This is a genomic window from Pseudomonas sp. AOB-7 (genome assembly GCF_003696305.1).
Classification (GTDB): domain Bacteria; phylum Pseudomonadota; class Gammaproteobacteria; order Pseudomonadales; family Pseudomonadaceae; genus Aquipseudomonas.
Map to the genome: position 1 here is coordinate 1 of NZ_RFFK01000007.1, position 16,638 is coordinate 16,638.

16 protein-coding genes are annotated in these 16,638 nt (G+C 68.0%); 2 read left to right on the forward strand and 14 right to left on the reverse strand.

The window, feature by feature from the left end; all coding sequences use genetic code 11:
* Together EA796_RS23735 and EA796_RS14510 are read left to right on the forward strand one after the other, a co-directional pair.
* Nucleotides 1-96: OprD family porin (locus EA796_RS23735; RefSeq protein ID WP_147459048.1), on the forward strand; the 96-nt coding region annotated here is incomplete at its 5' end.
* A gap of 314 nt (nt 97-410) precedes the next feature.
* The gene (locus EA796_RS14510) at nt 411-2,132 is read left to right on the forward strand and encodes an FAD-dependent oxidoreductase (RefSeq protein WP_122109104.1); all 1,722 of its coding nucleotides are present in this window, start codon (nt 411-413) and stop codon (nt 2,130-2,132) included.
* A 134-nt stretch (nt 2,133-2,266) separates the two neighbouring features.
* On the opposite strand, the gene pcaC is transcribed toward EA796_RS14510, so the two are convergent.
* From pcaC to benC, 14 genes are all read right to left on the reverse strand, one after another.
* Nucleotides 2,267-2,662, reverse strand: coding sequence for a 4-carboxymuconolactone decarboxylase (pcaC, locus tag EA796_RS14515; RefSeq protein ID WP_122109105.1), 396 nt, complete (start codon nt 2,660-2,662; stop codon nt 2,267-2,269).
* Nucleotides 2,663-2,743: 81 nt separating this feature from the next.
* Nucleotides 2,744-3,532 (reverse strand): 3-oxoadipate enol-lactonase, encoded by a 789-nt coding sequence (gene pcaD / locus EA796_RS14520; protein WP_122109106.1) that lies wholly within the window; start codon nt 3,530-3,532, stop codon nt 2,744-2,746.
* A 9-nt stretch (nt 3,533-3,541) separates the two neighbouring features.
* On the reverse strand, nt 3,542-4,894 hold the full coding sequence (locus tag EA796_RS14525; RefSeq protein ID WP_122109107.1) for a 3-carboxy-cis,cis-muconate cycloisomerase: 1,353 nt from the start codon (nt 4,892-4,894) through the stop codon (nt 3,542-3,544).
* Nucleotides 4,895-5,125: 231 nt separating this feature from the next.
* Nucleotides 5,126-6,331 carry a 3-oxoadipyl-CoA thiolase gene (gene pcaF, locus EA796_RS14530; protein WP_122109108.1) on the reverse strand — a complete coding sequence of 402 codons (1,206 nt, stop codon included), beginning with the start codon at nt 6,329-6,331 and terminating at the stop codon, nt 5,126-5,128.
* Entirely contained in the window at nt 6,328-7,110 is a 783-nt protein-coding gene (locus tag EA796_RS14535; protein ID WP_045736180.1) for a CoA-transferase subunit beta, read from the reverse strand. Before EA796_RS14535 ends, pcaF begins: the two co-directional genes overlap by 4 nt.
* Nucleotides 7,110-7,958, reverse strand: a complete 849-nt coding sequence (locus EA796_RS14540) for a CoA transferase subunit A (RefSeq protein ID WP_122109109.1) — start codon at nt 7,956-7,958, stop codon at nt 7,110-7,112. The genes EA796_RS14535 and EA796_RS14540 overlap by 1 nt, the downstream gene beginning before the upstream one ends.
* A 144-nt stretch (nt 7,959-8,102) precedes the next feature.
* The gene (locus EA796_RS14545; protein WP_122109110.1) at nt 8,103-9,383 is read right to left on the reverse strand and encodes an OprD family porin; all 1,281 of its coding nucleotides are present in this window, start codon (nt 9,381-9,383) and stop codon (nt 8,103-8,105) included.
* 85 nt (nt 9,384-9,468) lie between these two features.
* On the reverse strand, nt 9,469-10,677 hold the full coding sequence (locus tag EA796_RS14550; RefSeq protein ID WP_122109111.1) for a benzoate/H(+) symporter BenE family transporter: 1,209 nt from the start codon (nt 10,675-10,677) through the stop codon (nt 9,469-9,471).
* A 121-nt stretch (nt 10,678-10,798) separates the two neighbouring features.
* On the reverse strand, nt 10,799-11,740 hold the full coding sequence (gene catA / locus EA796_RS14555; protein ID WP_122109112.1) for a catechol 1,2-dioxygenase: 942 nt from the start codon (nt 11,738-11,740) through the stop codon (nt 10,799-10,801).
* Nucleotides 11,741-11,770: 30 nt separating this feature from the next.
* Nucleotides 11,771-12,061: a muconolactone Delta-isomerase gene (gene catC / locus EA796_RS14560; RefSeq protein ID WP_021489556.1), complete on the reverse strand. Its 291-nt coding sequence runs from the start codon at nt 12,059-12,061 to the stop codon at nt 11,771-11,773.
* A 16-nt stretch (nt 12,062-12,077) separates the two neighbouring features.
* Nucleotides 12,078-13,199, reverse strand: a complete 1,122-nt coding sequence (locus EA796_RS14565) for a muconate cycloisomerase family protein (protein ID WP_122109113.1) — start codon at nt 13,197-13,199, stop codon at nt 12,078-12,080.
* Between the two features lie 35 nt (nt 13,200-13,234).
* Entirely contained in the window at nt 13,235-14,575 is a 1,341-nt protein-coding gene (locus EA796_RS14570) for an MFS transporter (RefSeq protein WP_122109114.1), read from the reverse strand.
* A gap of 119 nt (nt 14,576-14,694) precedes the next feature.
* Nucleotides 14,695-15,459 (reverse strand): 1,6-dihydroxycyclohexa-2,4-diene-1-carboxylate dehydrogenase, encoded by a 765-nt coding sequence (locus EA796_RS14575; protein ID WP_122109115.1) that lies wholly within the window; start codon nt 15,457-15,459, stop codon nt 14,695-14,697.
* Nucleotides 15,460-15,530: 71 nt separating this feature from the next.
* Entirely contained in the window at nt 15,531-16,541 is a 1,011-nt protein-coding gene (benC, locus tag EA796_RS14580; protein ID WP_122109116.1) for a benzoate 1,2-dioxygenase electron transfer component BenC, read from the reverse strand.
* Nucleotides 16,542-16,638: the final 97 nt, after the last annotated feature.

Genomic DNA, 16,638 nt, shown 5'->3' on the forward strand with positions numbered 1-16,638 from the left:
AGCGTGCGCTGGCGCAACTCCGACGTGCGTCGCGACGTCGGCCAGGACATCCACGAGAACCGCCTGATCATCAACTACCCGCTGTCGCTGCTGTAGTACCGGGCGCTTGCCTCCACCCGATTGACTCCAAGTGTGTTACGGCACCCTCGGCCCGTCCCCGCGACGGGCTTTTTTTCGCCGAGGAAAAATGCCAGGCCCGACCTATCAGGTGGTCGATCAGCGCTTGAGGCTTGTGGCAGGGGCGAAACCCGCGCCGATCTTGCGCCGCTCCGGCAACCGTGCGCTAAACGCACAGTATCGGCCGCGCTAGCCGGGTAATTGTTCCATTCGCCCTTGGCCCTCGCTCAAGGCAATCATAGAATCCGGAACCAGGTTCCATTAAATCCATTTTGCCCCAGGAGACACCCGCCATGGCCCACGCCGAACTCGACTGCGACCTGCTGATCGTCGGCTCCGGCGCCGCCGGCCTGGCCGCGGCGGTGACCGCCGCCTGGCATGGGCAAAAGGTCATCCTGGTGGAGAAGGATGCGGTGTTCGGCGGCGCCACGGCCTGGTCCGGCGGCTGGATGTGGGTGCCGCGCAACCCGCTGGCGCGCCGCGCCGGCATAGTCGAGGACCTCGAGCAGCCGCGCCGCTACCTGCGCCACTGCCTCGGCGAGCATTTCAATGCCGAGCTGGTGGACGCCTTTCTCCAAGCCTGTCCGCAGATGGTCGGCTTCTTCGAGCAGCACAGCCGCCTGCAGTTCGCCGACGGCAACGCCATCCCCGACATGCGCGGCGAGGCGCCGGGCGCCGCCACCGGCGGCCATCAGGTGATCGCCGCACCCTATGACGCACGCGAGGTCGGCGCCTTGCTGCCGCGCCTGCGCAAGACCATGCCCGAGACCTCCTTCCTCGGCATGCCGATCATGGCCGGCGCCGATCTGGCCGCCTTTCTCTCGATGACCCGCTCGGCCAGGGCCGCGCTGCACGTGACCAAGCGCTTCAGCGCCCACCTCTGGCACCTGGCCCGATATGGCCGCGCCATGCACCTGGTCAACGGCGTGGCGCTGGTGGCGCGACTGGCCAAGTCCGCCGAGGACCTCGGCGTGCAGTTGCTCGAGTCGGCGCCGGCCACCGGCCTGCTGCGCGACAACGGCCGGGTCTGCGGCGCCGTGGTGCAACGCGACGGGGCCGAACAGCGCATACGCGCGCGCCGCGGCGTGCTGCTGGCCGCCGGCGGTTTCGCCCACGATATCGAGCGCCGCCGTCAGCTGTTCCCGCGCACGCCCACCGGCCACGAGCACCTGGCCCTGCCGCCGCGCGCCTGCAACGGCGACGGCCTGCGCCTGGGCGAGGCGGCGGGCGCCACGCTCAACACCGATCTCAAGTCGCCGGTGGCCTGGGCGCCGGTGTCGCGGGTACCCTACGCAGGCGGCCGCATCGGTCACTTCCCGCATATCATCGACCGCGGCAAACCGGGAGTGATTGCCGTGCTGCGCAGCGGCCGGCGCTTCGTCAACGAGGCCGAGGGCTACTACGACTATGTCGCCGCCATGCTCGAGGCGGTGCCGCAGGGCGAGGAGGTCTGCTCCTGGCTGATCTGCGACCACCGCTTTATCCGCCGCTACGGCCTGGGCATCGCCCGTCCGGCGCCGCTGCCGCTGTGGTCGGTGCTGCGCAGCGGCTACCTCAAGCGCGGCCACAGCGTCGAACAATTGGCCCAGGCCTGCGGCATCGACCCGCAGGGCCTGGCGCAGACCCTGGCCGAGTACAACCGCCATGCCGCGCAGGGCGAAGACCCGGCCTTCGGTCGCGGCAGTACGCCCTTCAACCGGCGCAGCGGCGACGCCAGCCATGAGGGGCCGAACCCCTGCGTGGCGCCCATCGAGCGCGGGCCCTTCTATGCGGTGAAGGTCGAGCCGGGCAGCTTCGCCACCTTCGCCGGCCTGAAGACCAACGGCCAAGCCCAGGTGCTGGACGCGCAGGACCAGCCCATCCCCGGGCTGTACGCCGCCGGCAGCGACATGGCCAGCGTGATGGGCGGCCACTACCCGTCCGGCGGCATCAACCTCGGCCCGGCCATGACCTTCGGCTATATCGCCGCACGGCATGCGGCTGATGTCGAAGAGTACGAAACGACGCTGGACTGAGTGCAACGGGGGGCCAGAGGTAGGTTGGCTTGCAGGGCGCAGCCCTGACGCCCAACCCTGCGGGCGCAGCGGAGCCCGTAATAAAAAACCGCCGCGCGGCGCGTGGACCGGCGGCGGTCGAGGGGAAACGCGGGTCAGTCCTGCTGGGATTCGACGCCCAGCTCGTCCCAGACTTCCTCGGCCAGGTGGAAGGTGGCGTTGGCCGCCGGGATGCCGCAGTAGATCGCGCTGTGCATCAGCACCTCCTTGATCTCGTCGCGGGTCACGCCGTTGTTCTTCGCCGCGCGCAGGTGCAGGCGCAGCTCGCCCTCGCGGTTCATGCCGATCAGCATGGCGATGGTGATCAGGCTGCGGGTGTGCCGCGGCAGACCGGGGCGGGTCCAGATATCGCCCCAGGCGTGGCGGGTGATCATCTCCTGGAACTCACTGTTGAACGGCGTGAGCTTGTCCAGGCTGCGGTCGACATGGGCGTCGCCCAGCACCGCGCGGCGCACCTGCATGCCAGCTTCGTAGCGTTGTTTTTCGTCCATTTCAAACTCCGAAAGAGATGGTGCGCGCGGCGCACCCCACAGATACGGGCCGTAGGGTGCGCCGTGCGCACCATAACGGTCTCAAGCCTTGAGGAAATCCAGCAGCGCCTGGGTAAAGGCCACGCCGGCCTCGACGTTGGACAGGTGCGCGGCGTGGAACTCCACCAGCTTCGCCCCCTCGATCCGCTGCTGCATCAAGCGGCCGTGCTCGACGGTGGTCACCGGGTCGAGGCTGCCGCAGACGATCAGCGTTGGCGACTGGATATCTGCAAGCTGCTCGCGGAAATCGGCATCGCGCACCGCCGCGCAGTTGGCCGCATAACCTTCGGGCGAAGTCTGCGCCAGCATGCCGACTATGGGCTCGACCTGCTGCGGCTGCGCCGCGGCGAAGCCGGCGGTGAACCAGCGCGAGATCGAGGCGTCGCGCAGATCGCGCATGGCCTGCGCGCCGCCGGCCAGCACGGTGTCGATACGCGGGTTCCACACCTCCGGTGCGCCGATCTTGGCGGCGGTGTTGCACAGCACCAGGCGCGCGATGCGCTCGGGCGCGTTGAGCGCCAGCCACTGGCCGATCAGCCCACCCATGGACAGCCCGCAGAAATGCGCCTTGGCGATATCCAGGGCGTCGAGCAGGGCCAGCACGTCGCGGCCCAGTTGCTCGATGCTGTAGGGCCCGTCAGTCACCAGCGACTGGCCATGGCCGCGGGTGTCGTAGCGCAGCACCCGGAAATGACGGGTCAACGCCGGCAGCTGCACGTCCCACATATGCAGGTCGGTACCCAGGGAGTTGGACAGCACCAGCACCGGCGCACCGGCCGGGCCTTCGAGCAGGTAGTTGAGGTCGCCATCGGCGAGACGTACGGCAGGCATGGATAACTCCTAACGCGAAAATTGCTGGTGTTCGGCGACGGCCCGCTGCACCCAGCGGCGGGCCTGTCCCAGGTAATGGGCCGGATCGAGCAGGCGCTCGAGTTCGGCGGCGGACAGCTCTGCGCCGACCTCGGCATTGGCACCGAGCACCGCGCGCAGGTGCACGCCCTGCTGCACCGCTTGGCGGCAGCACTGCTCGACCAGATGGTGGGCGGCGTCGCGGCCGATGCGCTGGGCCAGGGCGATGCTCACCGCCTCGGCCAGCACCAGGCCCTGGGTCAGTTCGAGGTTGCTGCGCATGCGCGCCGCGTCCACTTCCAGCCCCGGCACCGCCAGCAGCGCCTGCTGCAGCGCACCGGAGACCAGGCAGCACAGCTCCGGCAGGGTTTCCCACTCGGCGTGCCACAGGCCGAGGCTGCGCTCGTGCTCCTGCGGCATGGCGGCCAGCATCGTCGCCACCAGGCCCGGCGCGCGGGTGGCGGCGCCGATCAGCACGGCGGCCCCCACCGGGTTGCGCTTGTGCGGCATGGTCGACGAGCCGCCCTTGCCCGGCGCCGCCGGCTCAAAGACTTCGCCGGCCTCGGTCTGCATCAGCAGGCTGAGGTCGCGGCCCAGCTTGCCCAGGCTGCCGGCGATCAGCCCGAGCAGGCTGGCGAACTCCACCAGGCGGTCGCGCTGGGTGTGCCAGGGCTGCTCGGGCAGGTGCAGTTGCAGCTCGGCGGCCAGCGCTTCGGCCACCGGCCAGGCCTGCTCGCCGAGCGCCGCCAGGCTGCCGGAGGCGCCGCCGAACTGCAGGCACAGCAGGCGCGGCTTGAGTTCGGCGAGGCGCTGGCGATGACGGGTGACGGCGCCGAGCACGCCGGCCAGCTTCATGCCCAGGGTCACCGGGGTGGCCTGCTGCAGCCAGGTGCGTCCAGCCAGCGGCGTGTCGGCATGGCGCTCGGCCTGCGCCGCCAGGGCATCGGCCAGGGTGGCGAGATCGCTTTCGATCAGCTCGATGGCGGCGCGCAGCTGCAGCACCAGGCCGCTGTCCATGGCGTCCTGACTGGTGGCGCCGAGGTGTACATAGCGTTCGGCCTCGGGGCTTGTCGCAGCGATACGCTTGCCGAGGGCCTTGACCAGCGGGATGGCGGAATTGCCGGCGATGGCGATGGCCTGAGCCAGGGCGGCGAAGTCGTAGAGCTCGGCCCGGCAGGCGGCGGCGATGGGCGCCACCGCCTCAGGCGGGATCAGCCCCACACGCGCCTCGGCCCGCGCCAGCGCGGCCTCGAAATCGAGCATGCCCTGCACCCGGCCGGCGTCGCAGAACACCGCGCGCATGGCCGGGGCGGTGAAGTAGGCATCGAAGAGTTGGTTGCTCAAGGCGGTCTCGTTCCAGCTGTTTGGGGTAAGCCTAGGTTGGCAGGCCGATGTGGGCGAATCCAGCGCGTAGGGTGGGCCGGGCGGCGATCCGCTTTAGCCCACCATGATGACAACGCACAGTGCGTAGGGTGGGCTTCAGCCCACCGGGGGCGTCATGGTGGACTGAAGCGAATCACTATCCCTTCACGCACTGTGGACATGGTGGGCTAAAGCCCACCCTACAGATGTCATTCACACCCGCTCGATCGCCAGCGCCAACCCCTGCCCCACGCCCACGCACATGGTCGCCAAACCCAGCTTGCCGCCGGATTTCTCCAGCTGGTGCAAAGCGGTCTGCACCAGGCGCGCGCCGCTGGCGCCCAGCGGGTGGCCGAGGGCGATAGCGCCGCCGTTGGGGTTGACCTTGGCGCTATCGTCGGCCAGGCCCAGCTCGCGCATCACCGCCAGGCCCTGGGCGGCGAAGGCTTCGTTGAGCTCGATCACGTCGAACTGGTCGATGCTCAGGTTCAGCCGCTCCAGCAGCTTGCGCACCGCCGGCACCGGGCCGATGCCCATGACCCGTGGCGCCACGCCAGCGCTGGCCATACCCAGCACTTTGGCACGCGGGGTCAGGCCGTGTTTTTTCACCGCTTCGGCAGACGCCAGGATCAATGCCACGGCGCCGTCGTTGACGCCCGAGGCATTGCCGGCGGTGACCGTCTTGCCCTCGCCGTTGACCGGCTTGAGTTTGGTCAGTGCCTCCAGGCTGGTGTCGGCGCGCGGGTGCTCGTCGGTATCCACTACGGTGTCGCCCTTCTTGCCCTTGATCACCACCGGCACGATCTCCTCGGCGAAGAAGCCTTGGGCCTGGGCACGCGCGGCACGCTGCTGGCTGCGCAGGGCGAACAGATCCTGGTCGGCACGCGACACCTGATAGTCGTCGGCGACGTTGTCGGCGGTCTGCGGCATGGCGTCGACGCCGTACTGCGTCTTCATCAGCGGGTTGACGAAGCGCCAGCCGATGGTGGTGTCCTCGATCTTCTGGTTGCGGCCAAAGGCACTGTCGGCCTTGCCCATCACATAGGGCGCGCGCGACATGGATTCCACGCCGCCGGCGATAGCCAGTTCCATTTCACCGGCTGCGATGGCGCGGAAAGCGCTGCCCACCGCATCCAGGCCGGACGCGCACAGGCGGTTAAGGGTCACCCCCGGCACGCTGTCGGGAATACCGGCCAGCAGCAGCGCCATGCGCGCGACGTTGCGGTTGTCCTCGCCGGCCTGGTTGGCGCAGCCCATGAACACTTCGTCGATGGCGGCCAGATCCAGCTGCGGGTTGCGCTCGATCAGGGCTTTGAGCGGCACCGCCGCCAGGTCGTCGGCGCGCACCGGCGCCAGGCCGCCGCCGAAGCGGCCGATGGGCGTGCGGATGGCGTCGCAGATAAAGACGTCGCGGCTCATTCCTCACCCCCGGCCTGGCCGTGGGCGGCGGCGGTACGCGCTTCCAGGGCGCGCAGCGCTTCCAACTCGGTGTCGTTCGGCGCCTCGGTCACGGCCAGATTGTCGGCAAAGCGGATGGCCCAGCCGGTGTTCTCGATCACCTGCTCGCGGGTCACGCCCGGGTGCAGCGAGGTGACCACGAACTCGTTGCTACCGGCTTCCGGTTCCATGATGCACAGGTCGGTGATGATGCCCACCGGGCCCTTGCCAGGCAGGCCGAGCTGCTGACGGTGGTCGCCGCCCTCACCGAAACCGACCGAGGTGATGAAGGCCAGCTTGTCGACGAAGGTGCGGTGCGACTGCTTGAGGATGATCAGCACTTCCTTGGCGCTGCCGGCGATCTCCGGCGCGCCACCGGCGCCGGGCAGGCGCACCTTGGGGTTGTGGTAGTCGCCGATCACGGTGGTGTTGATATTGCCGAACTTGTCGACCTGGGCCGCGCCGAGGAAGCCGACGTCGATGCGCCCGCCCTGCAGCCAGTAGCGAAAAATCTCGCCGGTGGGCACCACGGTGTCGGCGGTTTCGGCCAGTTCGCCGTCGCCGATCGACAGCGGCAGCACGCTGGGCTTGGCACCAATCGGGCCGGATTCGTAGATCAGCACCACGTCCGGCGAGGAGGTCAGGCGCGCCAGGTTGGCGGCCTTGGACGGCAGGCCGATGCCGACGAAGCAGACCGCGCCGTTCTTCAGGCGGCGGGCGGCGGCGACGGTCATCATTTCGTTGGTGCTGTAGTCGCTCATCACTTGACCTCCGCAATCTTGTTCTGGAATTCGGCGAAATCGGTAGTGCCGCGGATATAGGTATCGATCCAGGCGGTAAAGGATTCGCGGTCGCGGGCAATCGGGTCCCAGGCCTGGTAGAAGCGGTTGTCACGCTCGTAGTAGCCGAGGGCGTAGGACGGGTGGGCGCCACCGGGCACATGGCAGACGGCGGTCAACGCCCAGCTCGGCAGCACGCAGGCATTCATCGGCGCCTTGAGGTCGTCGACGATCTCCTCGACCGTGACGATGCAGCGTTTGGCCGCCAGGGCCGCTTCCTTCTGCACGCCGAGGATGCCCCACAGCAGCACGTTGCCCTTGCGGTCGGCCTTCTGCGCGTGGATCACGGTGACGTCCGGGCGCACCGCCGGGGTGGCGGCCAGCTTCTCGCCGGTGAAGGGGCAGTCGATGAACTTGATGTTCGGGTTGACCTTCGGCAGGTCCGAGCCGGCATAGGCGCGCAGCAGGGCGAACGGCAGACCGGAGGCGCCGGCAACATAGGAGTTGGCCAGGTCGGCGTGGCTGTGCTCGTCGATTTCCAGGGCGTTCGGCCACTGCTTCTCGACCGCGTCGCGCAGGCGGTGCAGCGAGCCGACGCCGGGGTTGCCGCCCCAGGAGAAGGTCAGCTTGCGCGCGCAACCGGCGCCGATCAGCAGGTCGTAGACCAGGTCCGGGGTCATGCGCACCAGGTGCAGGTCTTTCTTGCCCTGGCGGATCAGCTCGTGGGAGGCGGCAGTGGGAATCAGGTGGGTGAAGCCTTCGAGGGCGACGCAGTCGCCGTCGTTGACGTGGCGCGAAATGGCTTCGCCCAGGGTGATGATGTCGGCCATCGTGGTGTTCTCGCTTGGGTTGCAGGTGCCACCGGGCTGGGGTGGCGGTGAGTTCAGATTAGGGCGCGCCATGCAGCGGAACAATCCGATAATCGCCTTATGGTGCGATTATCGAACCATTCCTGCACATGCTGTGATCGGCTCTTACAGCAGGTTCCAGGTGTAGCTGAAAATCAGCCGGTTCTCGTCGATATCGCTGCGGTAGTTGGAGCGCGCGGTGACGTTGCGCACGCGCACGCCGAGGCCCTTGAGCGCGCCGCTCTGCACCACGTAGCCGATGTCCAGGTCGCGCTCCCAGTCCTTGCCCTCGTAGCGCGCACCGCCGCGGTTGGTGGCCTGGGCATCGACGTTGTCGCCGCGGATATAGCGCACCCCGGCCACCAGGCCCGGCACGCCCATGGCGGCGAAGTCGTAGTCGTAACGCAGCTGCCAGGAGCGCTCGTCGGCCGAGGCGAACTCGAATGTGGGCACCTCGTTGCCCAGCGGGCTGACGTTGGCGAACACCCGCGGGAAGGCGTCATCGCCGAACATCGCCTGGTAGCCGACATAGAAGGTGTGGCCGCCGTGCTTGGCCGACAGCAGGGCGAAGGCCGCCTGATTGTCGATGTCGCCGAGCAGGCTCTGGCCGTCGTCGGCCGAATCGTAGAAACCGAGGTTGGCGCCGAGGGTCCAGGCACCGACCGGCTCGCTGTGCTTGAGGCCGAGGAAGCGCTGGTTGTAGATGTCCTCCAACTCGCCGTACCAGGCGCCGAGCGAGGTGCGCCCGGCGTTGAAGGCGTAGTCGCCGCCGGCATAGTTGAAGGCGTCGCTGGTGGCCGCGCGCTGCGGCAGGTGGCCGAGCATGGCCAGCATCTGGTCGTCGCCAGCCTCGTTGCGCAGGCTGGTGGAATTGAGGTGCCCGGCCTGCAGGGTCAGCCCGGCCAGCTCGTTGGAAACCAGGCTGACTCCCTGGTAGCTGGGCGGCAACAGGCGAATGTCCGAGTAGGTCAGCACCGGCAGGTTGGGCTGCAGCTCGCCGACTTTCAGCTCGGTCTTGGACAAGCGCAGCTTCGCCGCCAGGCCCAGGCGGCTGTAGTCGTCGGCGGCCTTGCCGCTCTCGCGGGCCGGCAACAGGCCGGTGTTGACTCGATCCGGGCTGCTGTCGAGCTTGAGGCCGAGCAGGCCGATGGCATCCACGCCGAACCCCACCGGCCCCGGGGTGTAGCCGGATTTGACGTTGAGGATGAAGCCCTGCGCCCACTCCTCGGCCTTGGACTGCCGGTTCGGCCCGACGATGTCGGAAAAGTCGCGGCTGAAGTAGTAGTTGCGCGCCGTCAGCGTGGCGCTGGCGTCGTCGATAAACCCGCCCTCGCCGGCCTGGCTCAGGCTCGGCAGGCAGGCGGCAATGGCGGTGGACAGCAGGCAAAGGCGTGGGCTGTGTTTCATCGGTAGCGTGCTCTTGTTGTTATCGAGGTTGCAGAAACCCGCCCGGCAGCCCAGGGGTTGCCGGTTCGGGGGAATGGATTGGGGGTTATTCCCTGGCCGGCTCGCCGGCGGGACTGGCAATGGCGGCCGGCTTGCGCAGGCGCAGCAGCAGGTGCGCGGCGAGACCGAACAGCAGGCCCCAGAAGGCCGCCGACAGGCCGAGGAAACTTACCCCGGAGGCCGTCACCAGGAAGGTGAACAGCCCCGCGTCGCGCTCCGCCGGCTCGCTCAGGCTGCGCGCCAGCGCCTCGCTGAACGCGCCGTACAGCGCCAGCCCGGCCAGGGCGGCGATCAGCGCCGCGGGAAAGGCGGCGAACAGCGACACCAGGGTGGCGCCGGCGATGCCCAGCCCCAGGTAGGCCAGGCTGCCGACCACCGCGGCGACATAGCGCCGGTGCGGATCTTCATGAGCCTCGCGGCCGGTGCACAGGCTGGCGGTGACCGCCGCCAGGTTCAGGCCGTGGCAGCCGAACGGCGCCAGCAGCGCACCGCCGATGGCGCTGGCGCCGATCAGCGGGCTGGCCGGGGTGGCGTAGCCGGCATTGCGCAGCACCGCCATGCCCGGCATGAACTGCCCGGTGAGTGCCACCAGCACCAGCGGCAGCGCCAGGTTGAGGGTGGCGGTGAGGCTGAATTCGGGGGTGATCCACTGCGGCGTGGCCAGCTGCAGCACCAGCGCCTCGCTGCGCAGCTGGCCGCCGAACAGGGTCAGCGCCGCGCCCACGGCCAATACGCCGGCCACCGCATAGCGCGGCGCGCTTCGGCGCAGCAGCAGGTAGGTGACGAACATGCTGACGATCAGCAGCGGCTGCTCGGGCAGCGCCTTGAACACCTCGATGCCGAAGGCGAACAGGATGCCGGCCTGCAGGCCGGCGGCGATGGAGCCGGGCAGTCGGGCGATCAGCCGGTCGAAGCTGCCGCTCAGGGCGATCAGCAGCAGGATCAGGTTGGCCACCAGGTAGGCGCCGATGGCCTGGTTCAGGCCCAGCTCGGGCAAGGCGCCGACCAGCAGCGCGCTGCCGGGGATCGACCAGGCGATCACCACCGGCGTGCGGTAGCGCAGGCTGAGCAAGAGGCCCAGCGCGCCACTGCCGATGGAAATCGCCCAGACCCAGGACGACAGCAGCGCCTGCGACAGGCCGGCGCTTTCCGCGGCATGGAAGATCAGCACCAGCGGCCCGGCGTAGGAGATGGTGGTGGCGAGCAGCCCGGCCACCAGGGCGGGCAGGCTGAAGTCTTTGAGCAGGGCTTTCATGGTCCCTCGCAAGGTCAGGCTGGCGCTTCTTGGGAAACGCTCTTGTTGTTTACGCCCGGGGGCCGTGCCGGCACGGCCCTGGGTGCCGCCCTCACCCGCGAGCGGGCGAGGGCTCGGGGGCTCAGACGCCCTGCAATGCACGCGGCCGCGCGCTGCGGCGTTCAGCCTTGGCCTGCGGGGCCTTCTGCAGTTGGAAGTCGAACGTCAGCTCGGCGAAGCGCTTGGCCGAGATACCGCGGTCGCGGGCGGCGGCCTCATCCTCGACGAACTGGATATCGCCGACCAGGCCCTCGCGGGTGGCGTAGGCGAAGTCGTCCCACAGGTACTGGTCGCCGGCCAGGTTGATCTGGGTGGTCAAGTGGCGATGGCCCGGCGCGGAGATGAAGAAGTGGATATGCGCCGGACGCTGGCCGTGGCGGCCGAGCAGATCGAGGCATTCCTGGGTCGGGCCCTGCGGGTCGCAGCCGTAGCCGCTGGGCACGATGCTGCGCGCGCGATAGCGGCCCTCGGCGTCGGTGACGATGCGCCGACGTAGGTTGTAGTCGCTCTGGCTCTGGTCGAAGTAGGAGTAGTTGCCCTTGGTGTTGGCGTGCCACAGGTCGACCACCGCATCGGCCACAGGTTTGCCCTGGGTGTCGCGCACCACGCCTTCGAGGAACATCACCGTGGCCACGCCGTCTTCCGTGCCGTCGTCCATCCGCACCTGGCCCTCGGCCAGGGGCGCGCCGGCTACGTACAGCGGGCCTTCGATGGTGCGCGGGGTGCCGCCGCTGAGGCCGGCCTCGGCGTCCTTGGCGTCCTGCAGCAGGTCGAGGAAGTGTTCCAGGCCCAGGCCCGGCACCAGCAGGCCGAACTCGCTGCGCGCGCCGAGGCGGTTGAGGTAGTCCACCGCCTGCCAGAATTCGTCGTCGCTCACTTGCAGGTCTTCGATGATCTTCGCCGCGTCGCCGACGATGCGCAGCATCAGCTGCTTGAGGCGCGGGCTGCCCTGCTCGTTGTTGAGGCCGCAGGCCTCGCGGAACAGGTTCTGCACGTCTTGGGTGTGGGAGATTTTCACGGTCATGGTGGCGTACCTCGTTGTTGTTCTGGGAGATCAGCGGTCGTCGGCATGGATCGACGAGGGATGCCGGCACAGCGGCGTAACCTCGATGTCCATGTAGGGGAACAGCGGCAGTTGCAGCAGGGTGTCGTGCAGGGCCTCGACGCTGGCCACGTCGAATACGCTGTAGTTGGCGTAGTGCCCGGCGATGCGCCACAGGTGGCGCCAGGTGCCCTCGCGCATCAGGCGCTGGGCCAGTTCCTTCTCCTCGGCCTTGATCTGCGCGGCCACTGCCGGGTCCATGTCGGCCGGCAGCCTTACGGTCATCTTCACGTGGAACAGCATCAGGATTTCCTCCGTTTCACTTGCGGGCGAAGAACGCCAGGCGTTCTTCGTCCAGGGTCAGGCCCAGGCCGGGGGTACGCGGCACCTGCAGGGCGAAATCGCGGTACAGCGGCGCTTCAGTGACGATCTCCTCGGTCAGCAGCAGCGGGCCGAACAGCTCGGTGCCCCAGGTCAGCTGCTTGAGGGTGACGAAGGCGTGGGCCGAGGCCAGGGTGCCGATGGCGCCTTCGAGCATGGTCCCGCCGTACAGGGCGATGCCGGCCGCTTCGGCGATGGCCGCGGTGCGCAGCACGGCGCGCGGGCCGCCGTTCTTGGCGATCTTCAGGGCGAACACGCTGGCGGCGCCGTCGGCGGCCAGGCTGAAGGCGTCCTCGACGCTCTCGATGGATTCGTCGGCCATGATCGGTGCCGGGCTGCGCTGATTTAGGCGCACCTGGCCGGCGCGATTGATGCGCGCGATGGGCTGCTCGATCAGGTCGATGCCGTTGTCGCCCAGCACCCGGCAGGCGCGGATGGCCTGGGACTCGTCCCAGCCCTGGTTGACGTCGACCCGCACGCTGGCGCAGTCGCCCAGCGCCTGCTTGATGGCGATGACGTGGTTGAGGTCGCGCTGCAGTTCGCCGGCGCCGATCTTCAGCTTGAAGATGCGGTGGCGGCGGATGGCGAGCATCTGCTGCGCCTCGTCGATATCGCGGGCGGTGTCGCCCGAGGCCAGGGTCCAGGCCACCTCCAGGCTGTCGCGCACGCGGCCGCCGAGCAGCTCGCTGACCGCCAGGCCCAGGCGCTTGCCCTGGGCGTCGAGCAGCGCGCTCTCGATGCCCGACTTGGCGAAGGTGTTGCCCTTGGCCAGCTTGTCCAGGCGCTGCATGGCGGCATTGATGTTGGCCGCGTCCTGACCGCGTAGCGCCGGCGCCAGGTGGCTGTCGATGTTCTGCTTGATGCTCTCCGGGCTCTCGTTGCCGTAGGCCAGGCCACCGATAGTGGTGGCTTCGCCTATGCCTTCGACGCCGTCGCTGCAGCGCAGGCGGATGATCGCCAGCGTCTGGTTCTGCATGGTGTGCATGGCCAGCTTGTGCGGGCGGATGGTCGGCAGGTCGACTATGGTCACCGTCAGGCTTTCGATCAGGACGTGGCTCATTTCACTTTTCCAGGTTCAGGGTAAGGGCTAAAGGCTCAGGCCTTGGCCGCCGCCAGCGCTGCGGACGCCGCCTGGCGCCGCTGGCCGCTAAGGGTGAACACCGCCATGGCCAGGGCGGCGATGGCCCCGGGTACAGCGAAGGCGATGAAATTCAGTTGCAGCGGCAGGTTGATCGCCATCAGCGCACCACCGAGCAGTGGGCCGACGATGGCGCCGTTGCGGCCAATGCCCGAGGCCCAGCCGAGGCCAGTGGAGCGGATCGACAGGCCGTAGAACTGCGCGGCACCGGCGTACAGCAGAATCTGCGTACCGATGGTGGTGGCGCCAGCAATGAAGATCAGGCCGTACAGCACCGGCGTGGGGCTGTTGAAGCCCAGCAGGCTGATCGAGGCGGCGGCGGCGACGAAGAAGGCCACCATCACCTTGCCCAGGTTGAAGCGGTCGCCCAGCCAGCCGCCGAGGATCGCTCCGGCCATGCCGCCGAAGTTCAGCGCCAGCAGGAACGACAGGCTCGAACCCAGGCTGTAGCCGGAGTTGGCCATCAGTTTAGGTAGCCAGGAGCTCAGCGCGTAGACCATCAGCAGGCAGCAGAAGAATGCCAACCACAGGCACAGGGTGCGCAGCGCACGACCGTCGCGAAACAGCTCGAATACGCCAACGCCCTGACCCTTGCCATCGCTCATTTGCAGGTGGTCGGCGGCATCGATCCGCAGGCCCGGCTCGACCTTGGCCAGCACCGCACGGGCCTGCTCATGGCGGCCCTGGCGCACCAGGAAACCCACCGACTCCGGCAGCTTCCACAGGATCAGCGGCAACAGCAGCAGCGGCACGGCGGCGGCGAAGAACATCGATTCCCAGCCGAAGCGCGGCAGCATGTAGATACCGACGCCGGCAGCGAGCATACCGCCCAGCGAGTAGCCGCTGAACATCACCGCCACCAGAGTGCTGCGCAGGCGCTTGGGCGCGTACTCGTTCATCAGCGCCACGGCGTTGGGCATCAGCCCGCCGCAGCCTAGCCCGGCAATAAAGCGGAAGATGCCGAACTCGGTGGGGCTGGAGGCAAAACCGTTGAGGATGGTCGCCGTGGAGAACAGCACGAAGCAGATGGCGATGCCCTTCTTGCGCCCGATCCGGTCGGCCAGGGTGCCGAAGCCGAGGGCGCCGAACATCATGCCGAACAGCGCGTAGCTGCCCAGAGCGCCGGCCTCCAGCGGGGTCAGGTTCCACTCCTGCATGATCGACGGCAGCACCACGCCGAAGATGAACAGGTCGTAGCCGTCGAAGATCAGCAGCAGCGCGCAGAGCGCCATGACCATCCAGTGAAAGCGGGAAAAACGCGCGTTGTCGATAACGGGGTGAACGTCTATCTGTCGCATGGCATCGGTTCTCGGTTTTGTTTTTGTTGTGAACTGCTCGGTTGCTTGTGTAGGAGCGCTCGGCCGGTGTTCCGCTTTAGCCGCGATTCGCGGCTAAAGCAGCTCCTACGGGGTCGTGCTCAGCCCAGATCGCCGCCGCCCACCGGCAGGGTCACGCCGGTGATATAGGAGGCCTCGTCGGAGGCGAGAAAGAGGATCGCGCCGACCTGCTCGTCGAGGGTTCCGTAGCGCTTCATCAGGCTGCTCTCGACGGTCTGATCGACGATCTGCTGGTACCAGGCCTTCTCCTGGTCGCTCGGCTCGGCGGTGTTGCGCGGAATGCGTCGCGGCGGCGCCTCAGTGCCGCCAGGGGCGGTGGCGTTGACGCGAATGCCGCGCTCGGCAGTCTCGAACGCCAGGCAGGCGGTCAGCGCGTTGACGCCGCCCTTGGCCGCGCCGTAGGGCACACGGTTGACCCCACGAGTGGCGATGGAGGAGACGTTGACGATGGCACCACTGCCCTGCTCCAGCATCTGCGGCAAGGCGGCGTGGCAGCACCACAGCGTGGGGAACAGCGAGCGACGCACTTCGGCTTCGATCTGCGCGGTTTCGTAGTGCTCGAACGGCTTGACCCAGATGGTGCCGCCGACGTTGTTGATCAGGATGTCCAGGCGGCCGAAACGCTCGACCGCCGCCTGCATCACGCCCTGGCAGTCGCCGGCCTGCTCCAGGTCGGCGGTCAGGCACAGCACACCGACCTGCTCGGCCAGTTCATTGATCAGCTCGGAGCGGTCCACCGCCACCACCTGCGCACCCTCCTCCAGCAGCCGCTCGGCGACCCGTCGGCCAATGCCCTGGGCGGCGCCGGTGACCACGGCGACTTTGTCTTGGAAACGCTTGTTCATCTTGCCCACCTCAATCCGGGGTATCCGCTATCTACCCCCTCTCCCGCTTGCGGGAGAGGGGAGCCAACTTCTCAGGCGCTGGCAGCAAATTTCTCGTAATAGAAATTGGCCGGAGCGATGCCCTGTTCGCGGATGTAGGCGCTGACCGCCTCGACCATCGGCGGCGGGCCGCACAGGTAGATGTCCACCTCACCGTCGTTGAGGTGCCTGGGTTCGATGTGCTGGGTGACATAGCCCTTGTGCAGATAGCTGCTCTCGGGGCTGGCCACGCAGGCGCTGAAGCTGAAGCCGGGGATCCGCGCGGCGAAGGCTTCCAGCTTGTCCAACTCGACCAGATCATGGTCGTGGGTCACGCCGTAGATCAGGTGCAGCGGGTGCGCGCTGCCCTCGGCAGCGATCTTCTCCAGCATCGCGGTGAAGGGCGCCAGGCCCGTACCGCCAGCCAGCAGCAGCAACGGCCGCTTGATCTCGCGCAGGTAGAAGCTGCCCAGCGGGCCGGCCAGGCTGATGCGATCACCGGCCTTGGCCAGGTTGCTCAGAAAGCTGCTCATCAGCCCGCCCGGTACATTGCGGATCAGGAAGCTGACCTCGCCGTCCTTCTGCAGGCTGCTGAAGGAGTAGGCACGGCTCTGCTCACTGCCCGGCACCTGTAGGTTGACGTACTGCCCCGGCAGGAAGGCCAATTGGCTCAGGGCCTCGCCCTTGACCGACAGGGCGATGGTGCTGTCGCTCAGTTTGCGCACCGCGCTGATGGCCGCCTCGAAGCTGGCCTGCTGGGTCTTGCACACTTGCGAGGACGCTGGCACGCGGATCACGCAGTCGCTCTCGGCGCGCATCTGGCAGGTCAGCACGTAGCCCTGCTCGGCCTCGGTCTGGCTCAGGGCGTCCTCGATGTATTCCTCGCCGAGGTCGTATTGGCCGGCTTCGGCGAAGCACTTGCAGGCGCCGCAGGCGCCATCGCGGCAGTCCAGCGGGATATTGATGCCCTGGCGATAGGCGGCGTCGGCCACCGTCTCACCCAGGTTGGCGTCGATAAAGCGGGTAACCCCGTCTTCGAAATTCAGTGCGATCTTGTGGCTCATGGCGCACCTCGCTATGCGGTTCTGAACAAATGGCAAAACGCGGTCTGAAGCGTCATGAGCGCAGCTCAGGCAAGGCGCGAGGGGGTGAGAAAGCGCA